Raw genomic sequence first — 11,742 nt, forward strand, 5'->3', positions numbered from 1 at the left:
CTCGGTCAGATCAGCCCGACCGCCTTCGAGCAACGATCAACTACGCTGGCCACTGCCGCATGACAACCGGTGTCCACGATCAAGGGTCAAGGCCCGTTCCCCACCGGACGCGGTGGGCGCTGACCCGACGCGGCATCAGCAAGCGCCCGACCGGATCGCCTATTTCCTTGCTCACGCCCCTTTGGGCATCACTGTCGAGGAGCTGGTGCGGATCGCCGGGGCACGCTGGGCGATCGAGGAGTGTTTCCAGGCAGCCAAAGACGAGTGTGGCCTCGACGCGTATGAAGTCCGCCGTTACGCGGGCTGGTATCGGCAATCGCCCTTGCCATGCTTGCCCACGCCCTTCTGCCGGTCGTGGTATATCGGGCCCGGGAAAATGGGGCAGAGGAACGGCCGGCAGCAGCGGGCCGGTCGCGCACAGACCGAGGACGGCTCCGGTGGTCCTCTTCATCGCCGCCGCCGTTCACCGAGGTGGCGGTGCCGGGCGGGCGGCGGCTGAGGCCAGTCGGTGGACGGGGCGGGGGCGTCGCGGAAGCCCTGGGCGGGTCCGGCGTACCGGACGCAGCGCAGGAACGAAAAGCGGGCGCCGCCCCCGGGGCCGAGGAACTCGGGCCCGGGGGCGGCGTGGTGGTCGGACGTGCCCGCTCCGCCGGAGGTGCGCTCAGTTGTTGGCGTGCTGGACGAAACGGGGGGATGACTCTGTGCCCAGGCTGGCCAGCTTCATGCCGGCGTGCGACGGGCTCGACTGGATCGACGGCCCCGGCACGGAGAACGTCGCGCCGTTGTTGCCGCGTCCGCCGACGCTCAGCGTCGCGTCGAAGGGGATGGAGAACGTCTCGCACTGGCCGGCGGGTACATACGTGGTCCGCTGGGAGTGTCCGGAGCCCGAGAGCGACAGGGAAGAGCTGTAGTTGCCCTGGGAGCAGAGCTGCACACGGCCCGTACCGATCGAAGCGGGGGCCGCCGAAGCGGTGGCCATCGTGGCGGCCAAAGAGGCGGCCACGAACGTCGTGGCCGCGAAGATCCGGGATTTCATCCGCACGATTGATCTCATTTCTGACGCGTGTCCAATAGATCTGTGGTTCGCCGGGGTGCCACTCGATCGCCGCGACGTGCCGCGTGGAACGCCGGCCCCTGCGATGTCGTACGCCACCGGGCCGTCTGTCCCTGGCACGGCAATCGCCGACCGGCGGGGATCCCCCCGACTCAATGCCGCTCGGGGACCCAGCGCAGGCCGCGGCCGCCGGTACGAAAACTCTAGGGCGAGCCGACTGGGCCGAACCTGTGGCACACCGACAAGCTCAGGTACGGCGGCTGGGGGAGTACGCCATGACGGGGCCGGGCAACATGTCGCTCGTGCGGAGCAGTTGGAATGACAACCCATGCCCCGAAGGCCTCTGCTGCCAGTTCAGTTCCCGACCCCAGGGCAAGATACGGGGCTGTCCTGCTCTCCGCGCTGCGGGCCACATCTGCCGGTGCGCCGGCCGCCACGACGCGGCCGCCCAGGGCCGGGTCATGAGAGGAGAGGCATGGAGTCTGAACTGATTGACACCATTCGCATCACCGTGCAGACCTTCCATACCAAGGGTACGGATCCCGCCGGCCGGGTCTACCTCGGCGCCGGCGGACGTGAGTTCGCCCTGGAGACCGGCGGCGCCGACTTCTCGCCCGCAGCCAGGACGCTCTTCGTTCTGGGCGGCCCGGACGCCAACCTGCTCGACCTCTCCGGCAACGAGCCGCGCAATCTGCGCTTACAGGCGGCAGATCTGCTGCGCTGCCCGGTCTACCTGCGTTTCGCGCCCAGCGACGCCCATGACGTGTGGCGGCTCGAGCGGGTCGACGCGACCGTGCGCAGCAGCGCCGGTCGCGAGTTCGGCTATCAAGTCCTGGCGGACGAGGACGGCGGCCCCAGCCAGAGACTGCAACTGGGCACCATCTACGGCGAGATTGCCCACCTGCGCCCGCTTTCCCACCCGCACGACAACGGTAACGGCGACAAGGGTCGTGAGGGCCGGCGTGAGGGAGGGAACCGCATGTACACACCTCCCGCCGGCACCCGCCAGCTCCTGGTGCACTCCGCCAGTGGCCTGATCATCACCCCCCCCGCCTTCAGAGGACCGTCGCGGCACCGAGATGCGCCTGTGGGGTGCCGGCCGGCCCGCCGAAAGGGGGATCAACTCCGGCGACACCCCTGACTGCCGCAACCGGACCTGGCAGTTCGAACCCACCGATACCGGAACCACCCGAATCAGAAACGGACTCGACTTCTACCTCACCGTCGCCGAGGGCAGGGAAGGCGTCACCGTCAAGGTGGATCGCCTGCGCTCCGGCGACCAGGGGCAACTCTGGTACCTCGAACAGCCCGTCCCCGGTCTCGGCGACTTCCCTCTGACCACTGCCCTCAACCGTGCGCTCGCCGCAGGCCCCCTGGAGGGCTCACACGTGATCGAGAACGTCCTCGTGCTACGGACCAGGAGCACCCTCGACCAACTCTGGACAGCCTGCACCTCCGCCAGCCAGAAACCCGGCGACGCTTGACCACCACACGCAACCGCCCACCCGCCGACGGCCTGAAAACCGCCGGCGAGTGGGCACCCGGCACGCATCACTTCCAGTGATCTCGGGAGGGGAAAGGTGTGGTGAGCCCAGCCGCCTGCCTCGATGACGGATATATATGCATGCTCGACGCGCCACAGGAGGAACTGATGAAGCGCATCACAGCCCTGCTGCTCACGGCGACCGCCGCAGTCGGGCTGACAGCAGCCGGAGCACCCAGCGCCTCGGCCACCGACGCCAGCCCCACCGTCCACGCGACCCACAGCCAATGCCCTGTGGGCTTCGCTCTGCTGGACGGCCTTTGCCTGAAGAACTACCTCCTGGACTACTGAGCTCGGGGAGGCCCTGGAGTACTCCCGGGGTGACGGGCGCTGCTGTTCGCCAGGCCGACGCGTGTCCTCAGCACACACCAGACGTCAAGGTCCAGCAGTTGTGGGACGGACAGCAGCGCCCACTCGCCGGCGAAAATCCCGGTCCGAAAGTCCTACATGTCGATACCGACAGGCTCACAGGCAACGTCGACAATGCCGTTCTGCGTGTTCGCAGGACAGGTGTGAGGGTCGATCTGCGCGACTCCGGTCAGCGGCTCGCCACCGAGGTCCGGGGGGCTCGTCCGCCGGAGCGGACGAGAGCGCCCCTCCATGAGGGGCGAAGTGCTGCGAAGCGGGTGGTGCGGGTGCGAGCCCCAGCTGCCGCAGCCCAGGCGAGCGACAGCGAGGGGCCGCGCCCCGGATGCCGGGACGCGGCCCCTCTTCAGTCGATGCCCAAGTGGGGTCAGTTGCCACCCTCGGCGGGGACGGCGTGGTCTCCGTGGTACCAGAGCTCAGTGGCGTTGGCCCCGCCGCAGTAGAAGTACCCCCCGTGCTCCGCGTGCTGCGCTTGGTTGATATCCCTGTCCCGTGCGCATGAGCCCGGGTTGTCGTAGGTGGAATAGTAGTAGTTGGCGTCAGCCGACGCCGAAGCGGGCGCGGCGGAGGCCGCTCCCGTGGTGAGAGAAAAAGCTGCTGCGGCCATTCCTGCCGCAATAGCTGCCGATGCAGTGAATTTCTTCACGCGTGCGGAAATCATCAGTAGGTCCTTACGGGTCGCTGGCGCTACTTTGAAAGGGGCAACAGGTGCCTGTCGGCCCTTTGTTGTTCGACGGCTTATTTTATGGCGCGGAGCGGCAGTAACCACTGTGGCGATCGCACATCCCGGATCGTAGGAGGTATTCGATGGCGACACCGGTGCCACCTCCTGTTCGTACTCTCGTCGCCCGAACCGTCCACGACACTGCCCACCGGCTTGGTGGATCGGACCGGCGCCGTCACCGGGACCGATCCCGGAGGGCTTCGTGGAGTGGCCCATCCACGGGCTGACCTGCGACCGCACCGATCGCATCCTGCTGCCCATACCCGGTGTCGGCACCGAGGCCGGCACCGCCGGGACAGCGATCGGCACCCATCTGCGCCTCGCTTTCACCACGGCCGCAACTGTCGACCTGGCATTCGTAAGGTTCCGGACATGGTGACTGCGACCGTCCGATGGTGGAGCGACGAGGAGGGGTGGGGGTGCTCGACTCGCCCGGCGGCTGCTTCGGCCGCTACTCCAACATTCAGATAGCTGGCTTCCGCGCTTTGCCGCTCGGGCAGCAGATAAACCTCACGTGGGAGGCCGCCGGCTTCAAACAAGGCGGTTACGACTGGCGTGCGGTGAGCATCGTGCCTCTGGGCTACCTGAGTGGCTGACGCCGCCTGCCTTGAGAATGATCAGCTCAGCCGGACATGGCCTGTTCGCCGGAGGTGCGCTCAGTTGTTGGCGTACTGGACGAAGCTGGGGGACGACTCGGTGCCCAGGCTGGCCGGCTTCATGCCGGCGTGCGACGGGCTCGACTGGATCGACGGCCCCGGCACGGAGAACGTCGCGCCGTTGTTGCCGCGTCCGCCGACGCTCAGCGTCGCGTCGAAGGGGATGTCGAACGTCTCGCACTGGCCGGTGGGTACATACGTGGTCCGCTGGGAGTGTCCGGAGCCCGAGAGCGACAGGGAAGAGCTGTAGTCGCCCCGGGAGCAGAGCTGCACACGGCCCGTTCCGATCGAGGCCGGGGCCGCGGAGGCGGTGGCTGCGGTGAGGGCTGTCGTGGCGGCCAGAGCGGCTGCCACGATCGTCGTTCCGGCGAAGATCCGGGATTTCACCTGCATGATTCGTCTCGTTTCTGTCGGAGGTTCGATAAAGCCGGGGCTTGGCGGGGGCCGCTCGGTCACCGTCACGTGCCGCGCGGAACGCCCCGGCCCCTGCGATGTCGTAGACCACAGGGCCCTCTGTCCCTGGCACCGCGGTCGCCGCCCGTTGGGGTACCGCCCTGACGCGACGCCGCTCAGGAACCCTGCTGCACGCCATGGCCGCCGGGTCGAAACTCTAGGAGCAGCCGTCCAGACCGGCCCTGTGGAACACCGAGAGGCCCGCGCGCGGCGAACGAGTTTCCCGCCGGTCACACAATCTGTCGGACGAGGCCCGGGAGGATGCCGGCGCACTCGGAGCAGCCAACGGTGAGCTCTTGCAGATGTCGACCGGGTGCAATGACGGCGGCCTTGAGGGACCGGCCCGCCGACGAGCCTCACAACACGCCGGAGCGCATGGCATGGGCTATGGCATGGGCCCGATTGCTCAGCCCCAGGCGGACGTTCATCTTCGCGATGATGCCCTTGATGGCGCGCTCCGAGTAGTTCAGCCGGTCCGCGACCGCAGCGGTGTCCAGGCCTTCGGCGAGAAGACGCAGCACCTGGGTTTCCCGTTCCGTGAAGCCGGCCGCGTTGAGGCCGTGCGGTTCGAGGACCTTGTCCTCGATCGCCTTGATCTGCTCGATGATCGTCCTGACCAGGTTGTCGGGCAGTTCGGCCTGCCCCTCCCGGCTCTTGAGCACGGAGTGCAGCACCAGGCCCAGGCCGGCGCGCGAGCGGTCCACGAAGCCGACCAGGCCGTAGCGCACGGCGCGCAGCAGTTTGGCTTCGCCGAGGCACTCCGCGACGAGCACGATGCGCATGTCGGGGCGGGAACTCTCGGACGCCAGCCGCCGCATCACGGCCAGGGTCTCCTCGGTCACTCGTGTGGTGAAGAGCGCGACGACTTCCGCATCGGCCTGCCGCTGCGCCGGGAGAAGCTCCACCTGGCCGGTGCTGCGAAAGAAAGCGATGGCGCCGTCACGCGTGATCGGATCACTGGCCACGACGGCCAGCGCCGGTGCAGGCACAGAATCTCCCTCGGGCGAGAAGTAGTTCTACCGGGAGACTAGACAGTGTGCGATGCGCCAGGTGTGGGCCATCGTGACAGGTCGTCGTGCACAGTGTGGTGGAGTGAGACAGGAGCGCGGGCGGAGGGCGGCGGCTGTGGCCGCCGGTGGCCGGACATGCACAGGTGCCCGGTGGTGTACCGCGGGACGGTGCGGTGCCGTGGACCCCCGTCACAGCGAAGGACGCCCAATCCGCTGGGGGAGGGGCAGAGCGCTTCCGCCGCCTCATTCTCGGCGCCGTACGTACGCTCCGGGCCGAGTATGGCCGCTCGCGGTACTTTCGGTCACGCCGTCCCGCCCGCATGTACCCCTTCCCGAATTCCCGCATGTACCCCTACTCCTGAACGCCCAATCCCAGCAAGGCGGTTGCGGATCGTGTAGGCCAGGAGCGGTGTGTTGCCCTCGTACGCACCGCATGTGGCGCGACGCCATGGGCGCCCCGCACGCGCGGGTGCCGGTCATCGGCTACCCCGACCTCTTCCCGGACGACGGGTCGAGCTGCACCAGCGCGGCTGTCCCGTTCGCGAGTGGAGACTTCGCCTACCTGCGGGACTCGGAGAAGTACCTCAACTCCATGCTCGCCAGGCGCGCGAGACTCGGCGGCGCGGCGTATGTCGACACGTACAAGCCGAGCGTCGGCCACGACATGTGCAAGGCCGAGGGCACCCGCTGGGTCGAACCGGTCGTCCCCGGCACCTCGGCCGCGCCCGCCCATCCCAACGAGACCGGGCACCAGGCAATGGCCGCGGACATCGAACGTGCCCTGAACGTGCGGTCGTAGCGGGTCGCGAGCGCAGTGAGCCGGAGAGGGCCGCACGCCCCTCCCGGTGTGTGACGACAGGCAGAGGGGCGCGGGCGGCCGTCCACGCGACGGCTGCCCAGGCCCCTCTGCCTGTTGTTCTTCCGCATCGCGGCGGTCCGGCGGCCGTCCGTGCGGCCCTGTCAGGGGCGTGCGTACGGCTGGAACCCGGTGGGCCGGCAGTGGGGGAGTGGCGTTTCCGGTGACCGAGGCGAGGTCAGCCTGGAGGTGGCCGTTCCGGGCGCGGCCCCTGGACGCGGCGGGGCCGGCCGCGGTGGCCGGACGCACGGGAGCCGGCCCGGACGGATGTGCTGCCCCGGCCGGCTCGCGCGCGCGGCCTCCCGCCGTCACACCTGTGCCGGAGTCTCCGCGATCCTCGCGGTCTGGACCTGTACGACGCCGCGCCGCGTGATGTGCAGCGCGCGTCCCGCGGGGAGCTTGCGAGGCTTGGTGCCCAGGACGATCTGCCCCTCGGAGGGCGGGCACGACATCTGCAGGACAGGCGTGTTGACCTCGGTGAGCCGGCGCAGCAGCGGGTCACTCGTCATCGCGCGGCCGGCGCCGTTGGCGCCGCGCGCGACGACGAGGTGCAGGCCGATCTCGGCGCCCTGGGCGAGGTGGTCGAGCAGGGGCGCGAACGGCGAGTTGACGGTGTTGCCCAGCATGTCGTAGTCGTCGACGATCACGAACAGCTGCGGCCCGGTCCACCAGTCGCGCAGCCGCAGCCGCGCCGGTGTGATGTCGGCGCCCGGGACCCGGGTCTTCATCGCGCGGGCCGCGCCGTCCACGAGCTCGCGCACGACGTCGACGGAGACCGCGTAACCGAGCTGGCTGTCCTGGGGCACCTCGTCGTACAGCTCGCGCCGGAAGTCCACCAGCGCCACCCTCGCCTCGGCCGGCGAATAACGCTGGACCACCGCGCGGGAGACGAGACGGAGCAGGTTGGTCTTGCCTGCCTCCGTGCCACCCACCACGATCAAATGCGGCGAGGTCTCGAAGTCATGCCAGAACGTGCCGAGTTCGCTCTCCTCGACGCCGAGCGCGACCCGCAGGTCCCCGTCGGGGGCCGGCAGGGTGTCCGCCCCGAGGTCGAGCGGAAGCATCCTCAGCCGGGGCGCGCGTGGCCCCTGCCACGCGTCGCTGACGGCCTCCACGAGGTCCGTGGTCCCCGAGGCCAGCGCTTCCGCCTGCCGGCCCGCGGACGGCGTGGCCGTGCAGCCCGGCAGCGGTGTCCTGGCAGCGGTCGCGACCGCGGGCGGCAAGGGCAGGGCCCTGTCCTACCTGGTCACCGAGGACGCGGTGAAGTACCCGATCCCCTCCGACGACGCCGCCGCGCAGCTCGGTTTCGGCGACGCCCCCCGGGAGACCATGCCGGCGGCCGTGCTCGACGCGGTGCCCACGGGGCCCGCTCTGGACCCGTCGGTGCTGTCGTCCGGCGGCATCGTCACCCCGCGCGCGAAGGGCCGCGACTGCCCTTCCTGACCGGCCGGGGCGGGCGCGGCCTATCGAGGGGATCCACGCGCGCCGGGGGCGGCGGTTGCGCGGGCCGCCCCCGCAGCCCTACGCGCCGTCCGCCGGCCCCGGTGCGCCTTGTGGGGTCTCGCCCAGGACGACGTCCCACGCCGACGAGTTGAGGCCCTCGGGGGTGTCGTCGATGCCGAGCGACGCGAAACCGCCGTTCAGATGCAGCACGGTGAGCCCGTGCGCCGTCGCCCACAGGAAGCGGGCCACCTCGTACGAGGGAACGTCGGTGGGCAGCAGCCCTGCGGCCTGGGCCTGTTCCACGTAGTGGATCATCGGCGCGAAGGCCGCGCCGCGTGGGCCGCCCGCTTCCTCGTTGTAGCGGCCGTTGAACATGACCTGGAACAGCTCCGGATGGTCGGCGGCGAAGGCCAGGTAGCCGATGCCGAACAGCTTGAGCTGTTCCACCGGGCTGACGCCGGGCCGTACTCCCTCTTCGAGTCGACGCAGTAACTCCTCGTAACCCTGCGCTGCCACTGCGCCGAGCAGGGCCTCGCGGCTCTCGAAGTGCCGGTACGGCGCGGCCGTGCTGACTCCCACGCGGCGCGCCAGCTCACTGAGGCTGAAGTTCCCTGTTCCCTTCTCCTTCAGCAGCTCCCGGGCGCCCGCGATGAGCGACTCCTTGAGTGATCCGTGGTGGTAGCGGTCGCGCTGCCTGTCGCCTTGCTCCATGTTGACGACTCTAACATCGGGCCGTATGTTTATGGCGTTCACATTGACCTCTCGCGGCCACCGTGCAGAGGCACGGACCGTCGTCACGCGGGTGGCCACGCCGTTCCCCGGCGTGCGCCGGGGCCGTGAGGTCTCGCTGTGGACACCGGACACGGCTGGAGCTCAGGAGAAGAATCTTGAACGTCATGGAGTCGACGAGGCCCGGCGGTGTGACCGAGGCCCCCGCGGGGGCCTCGCACTGGTCCGCGTGGGTCGATCTGATGGTGGACGCCGTCGCGACCGCGGCCGTCGAAGAGGTCTGCCCCGAGCGGCAGGGCAACGCCGCGTTCCGCAACTGCCTGACCGCTCTGGTCAGGGCGCACGTACAGGCCACGGCCCTCGCGGTCCTGCAGTCGGGCGGCGCCGCGGCAGTCGACGAGGAGACCTCCCGGCGGCTCGGCCGGTGGCTCGCGGAGCAGCGCATCCCTGCGCACACGGTGAAGGACCTGTACTGGACCGTCATGCGCCGCATGCTCGACCTGTGGTCCGAGGCCCAATGGCGGGGTCTGCCAGGCGCGGGCGACGGCGGGACGGTGTCCGGCGAGGTCGTGACCCGGGTCACCCGTCTGGTCATGGGCCTGACCGAGGAGGGCAAGGCGCTCGCGCTGGCCGCACGTGAGGAGGCCGCCGCGGACCTCCGGCGCGGCGGCGACCCGCGGCGCCGCGACCTCGCGCTCGAGATCCTCGACGGCCAGCACCACAGGGGTACCTTCGCCTTGGAGGCCGACCTGGGCTACCGGCTCTCGGGAGCCCACCTGTGCGTGCTGATCGGCGTCGGCGACCTGGCGCAGGCGGAGCGGGTCTTCCGTGGCGCGCAGACCGCGACGAAGGCGCGCGACGGCCTGCTCGTGGCCATCGACGAGACCACCTGGGCGGCATGGCTCGGCCACCCCCGCGCCCTGGATCCCGACACTCTCGGGGAACTGCGCGAGGCCCTCGGGCGTACGGGCGTGCACACCGCGATCGGTGGCCAGCGCAGAGAACTTCAGGGATTCCGTCGCGCCTACCAGGAGGCCCGGCGCATCGAGGACATGCGGTCCATGCTCGCCGTGGACGGCGAACTCTGCCTGAACTTCAATGACTTCGCCCTCGAAGCAGTCCTGCTCAGCGACGTGTCGGCCGCGAGCGCCTTCGCGGCGGACGAGTTGGGCGAGCTGGCCGACCCGACCCCCCGCGCCGCCCGCATCCGCAAAACCCTCTTCGCCTGGCTCTCGTCCGGGTCCCAGACCCTCACCGCGTCCCGGCTCGGCATCCACGAGAACACGGTCCGGCTCCGCCTCGCCACCGCGGCCGGCGCTCTCGGTCCCGACTTCACGGACCGCCGGATCGAACTGCTCACGGCGCTGCGCCTGCACCGCGCACTCGGCGCCGACCGCCTGCTGACGGCGGCGGGCCTCGCGGCGGTCGACAGCTGACGGCCCCAGCCCGCAGCTCGCGGTCAGGGCAAGCGGCTAGGGCGCCGGTCCCCGCCCGGGACACACCACAGCGCACTCGGACACCCGCGCCCTCACGGGACCGCCGACAGGCCGGCCCCGTCACCCGCCGACACACGACAGACCTTCCCCAGCGTCCCCATCAACCCAGCAGGGCAACAAACACCGACTCCGTCAGGCACTCGGAGCCGCCGTCCGGGCCGCATGCTTCGAGACCACCGTTCACGTGCAGCACGGTCATGCCGTGGGCGGTGGCCCACAGGAGGCGCGCCACCTCCGCGGACGGGGCCCGCGTGGTCAGCAGTCCGGTCTCCTGGGCCTCTGCGACACTGTCGACCACGGACTCGAAACACGTCCGATGGGCGGCTTCCACGCCCGACACGTAGCGTTCGCCGGACATGACCGAGAAGAGGTCGGTGTGCTGCGCCGCAAAGCGGGCGCAGGAGACTCCGAACAGCTTCAGCCGAGCTATCGGACCCATTCCGCGCTGCGCGGACTCCGTCAGGAGCTTTGAGAGCAATTCCCAGTCGCTGGTGACCACTGCGGCGAACAGGGCGTCCCTGCTGGGGAAATGGCGGTAGGGGGCGGCTCTGCTGACTCCGACGCGGCGGGCCAGTTCTTTGAAGGTGAAGCCGTCGGTACCCTTCTCGGCGAGCAGTTGACGCGTTGCCTGAATGAGGGGCCCCTTCAGCGCGCCGTGATGGTAACGGTGCTTCACGTTGCTGTGTCCCGTCGTGGCGATGCCGGCCTCCGTGTCGACGAGCGAGACGTTCGTGCCTGTCCGCTCTGTGGCGCGGTACGCGCCGGACCGGTGGCGGCCGTCGCGCCGGGGACTTTGTCCCTTCCTCTTCCCGCCACGGCCTCCAAAGTCTCCGCGGTGTTGGTGCGGTCGTCCCTGAAGTGTCCCGCCAGGCGCCCGTGCTGAAGGGCGCTGAGAGGTCGGGTGAGTGTGTTCCGGGTATGCGGTCGAGTGTATCGGTGGGCAGAAGGCGGGCCATCCCGTTCTCCGACACGTGGCGTCCTTCCGGCATGTGAGATTGCGACACCCGTACCCGGCGTTCGACGCGCACCGGCCTGCTCCGCGTTGGTCGGGACGAGTCGTCGGCCTGGGAGCCCGGGGACATGCTGGACGCGGCCGTCCGGCGGTAGCCACCGGATACGGGTCCGTCGCCGACCAGCCGGTTTCGGCCGGACGGGTAGTGCTGGTGGACACGGGCGACGCGCCACTGGTCGCCGCCGTTCCCGGCGGCACGCCGGTGGCGCCCGCGTTCACCACGATCGCACGGGGGCGGCACCGTCGCCCTGCGTCTCATCGTGCCGCGATCCCCCGTGCGCCCAGTGGTGGCGTACCCCGCGGGGGGGGGACCCACCCCCGGACCAGGACCGCCCGGGCGGCACAGCCCTTTTAAACCATATGGTTGGAGGTTCCCTCGCCCCTGCCAACCAGGAGGTGT

Annotated in this window: 15 protein-coding genes and 1 pseudogene; 9 read left to right on the plus strand and 7 right to left on the minus strand. The window is 69.9% G+C overall.

The features are described from left to right. Window positions 1-98 precede the first annotated feature (98 nt). Window positions 99-381 (plus strand): annotated as a pseudogene (locus ACWGJY_RS36305) (IS701 family transposase); the annotation flags it as partial. A gap of 280 nt (window positions 382-661) precedes the next feature. Here the strand turns inward: ACWGJY_RS36305 and ACWGJY_RS36310 are convergent. Further along, window positions 662-1,042, minus strand: coding sequence for a hypothetical protein (locus ACWGJY_RS36310; RefSeq protein ID WP_453265181.1), 381 nt, complete (start codon window positions 1,040-1,042; stop codon window positions 662-664). A 487-nt stretch (window positions 1,043-1,529) separates the two neighbouring features. Here ACWGJY_RS36310 and ACWGJY_RS36315 point away from each other — a divergent pair, with 487 nt between their 5' ends. From ACWGJY_RS36315 to ACWGJY_RS36325, 3 genes are all read left to right on the plus strand, one after another. Then, window positions 1,530-2,195, plus strand: coding sequence for a hypothetical protein (locus tag ACWGJY_RS36315; RefSeq protein ID WP_453265166.1), 666 nt, complete (start codon window positions 1,530-1,532; stop codon window positions 2,193-2,195). Continuing rightward, window positions 2,134-2,538 carry a hypothetical protein gene (locus ACWGJY_RS36320; RefSeq protein WP_453265167.1) on the plus strand — a complete coding sequence of 135 codons (405 nt, stop codon included), beginning with the start codon at window positions 2,134-2,136 and terminating at the stop codon, window positions 2,536-2,538. The genes ACWGJY_RS36315 and ACWGJY_RS36320 overlap by 62 nt, the downstream gene beginning before the upstream one ends. A 167-nt stretch (window positions 2,539-2,705) precedes the next feature. Beyond that, on the plus strand, window positions 2,706-2,888 hold the full coding sequence (locus ACWGJY_RS36325; protein WP_453265168.1) for a hypothetical protein: 183 nt from the start codon (window positions 2,706-2,708) through the stop codon (window positions 2,886-2,888). Window positions 2,889-3,330: 442 nt separating this feature from the next. Here ACWGJY_RS36325 and ACWGJY_RS36330 read toward each other — a convergent pair whose 3' ends face one another. Next, complete coding sequence (locus ACWGJY_RS36330) at window positions 3,331-3,624, minus strand: hypothetical protein (protein WP_453265169.1); 294 nt, start codon at window positions 3,622-3,624, stop codon at window positions 3,331-3,333. 265 nt (window positions 3,625-3,889) lie between these two features. Between ACWGJY_RS36330 and ACWGJY_RS36335 the strand changes: the two genes are divergently transcribed. After that, window positions 3,890-4,066 carry a hypothetical protein gene (locus tag ACWGJY_RS36335; RefSeq protein ID WP_453265170.1) on the plus strand — a complete coding sequence of 59 codons (177 nt, stop codon included), beginning with the start codon at window positions 3,890-3,892 and terminating at the stop codon, window positions 4,064-4,066. A gap of 40 nt (window positions 4,067-4,106) precedes the next feature. Then, the gene (locus tag ACWGJY_RS36340) at window positions 4,107-4,283 is read left to right on the plus strand and encodes a hypothetical protein (RefSeq protein WP_453265171.1); all 177 of its coding nucleotides are present in this window, start codon (window positions 4,107-4,109) and stop codon (window positions 4,281-4,283) included. Between the two features lie 60 nt (window positions 4,284-4,343). Here ACWGJY_RS36340 and ACWGJY_RS36345 read toward each other — a convergent pair whose 3' ends face one another. Next, window positions 4,344-4,736 (minus strand): hypothetical protein, encoded by a 393-nt coding sequence (locus tag ACWGJY_RS36345; protein WP_453265172.1) that lies wholly within the window; start codon window positions 4,734-4,736, stop codon window positions 4,344-4,346. Window positions 4,737-5,152: 416 nt separating this feature from the next. After that, window positions 5,153-5,785, minus strand: a complete 633-nt coding sequence (locus ACWGJY_RS36350) for a helix-turn-helix transcriptional regulator (protein ID WP_453265173.1) — start codon at window positions 5,783-5,785, stop codon at window positions 5,153-5,155. 469 nt (window positions 5,786-6,254) lie between these two features. Here ACWGJY_RS36350 and ACWGJY_RS36355 point away from each other — a divergent pair, with 469 nt between their 5' ends. After that, the gene (locus ACWGJY_RS36355; RefSeq protein WP_453265174.1) at window positions 6,255-6,605 is read left to right on the plus strand and encodes a hypothetical protein; all 351 of its coding nucleotides are present in this window, start codon (window positions 6,255-6,257) and stop codon (window positions 6,603-6,605) included. A gap of 365 nt (window positions 6,606-6,970) precedes the next feature. On the opposite strand, the gene ACWGJY_RS36360 is transcribed toward ACWGJY_RS36355, so the two are convergent. After that, window positions 6,971-7,777 carry an FtsK/SpoIIIE domain-containing protein gene (locus tag ACWGJY_RS36360; RefSeq protein ID WP_453265175.1) on the minus strand — a complete coding sequence of 269 codons (807 nt, stop codon included), beginning with the start codon at window positions 7,775-7,777 and terminating at the stop codon, window positions 6,971-6,973. Here ACWGJY_RS36360 and ACWGJY_RS36365 point away from each other — a divergent pair. Continuing rightward, window positions 7,698-8,105: a type VII secretion protein EccB gene (locus ACWGJY_RS36365; protein WP_453265176.1), complete on the plus strand. Its 408-nt coding sequence runs from the start codon at window positions 7,698-7,700 to the stop codon at window positions 8,103-8,105. The two genes, ACWGJY_RS36360 and ACWGJY_RS36365, sit on opposite strands and share 80 nt — an antisense overlap. Before the next feature lie 78 nt (window positions 8,106-8,183). Here the strand turns inward: ACWGJY_RS36365 and ACWGJY_RS36370 are convergent, their stop codons facing one another. Continuing rightward, window positions 8,184-8,816: a TetR/AcrR family transcriptional regulator gene (locus tag ACWGJY_RS36370; protein WP_453265177.1), complete on the minus strand. Its 633-nt coding sequence runs from the start codon at window positions 8,814-8,816 to the stop codon at window positions 8,184-8,186. 185 nt (window positions 8,817-9,001) lie between these two features. On the opposite strand from ACWGJY_RS36370, the gene ACWGJY_RS36375 reads away from it, so the two are divergent. Next, a complete protein-coding gene (locus tag ACWGJY_RS36375) occupies window positions 9,002-10,270 on the plus strand; it encodes a PucR family transcriptional regulator (protein WP_453265178.1) in 1,269 nt (422 codons plus the stop codon). Window positions 10,271-10,430: 160 nt separating this feature from the next. On the opposite strand, the gene ACWGJY_RS36380 is transcribed toward ACWGJY_RS36375, so the two are convergent. After that, on the minus strand, window positions 10,431-11,006 hold the full coding sequence (locus tag ACWGJY_RS36380) for a TetR/AcrR family transcriptional regulator (protein ID WP_453265179.1): 576 nt from the start codon (window positions 11,004-11,006) through the stop codon (window positions 10,431-10,433). Window positions 11,007-11,742 lie beyond the last annotated feature (736 nt).

The sequence above is a fragment of the Streptomyces sp. NPDC054765 genome, from assembly GCF_053612065.1.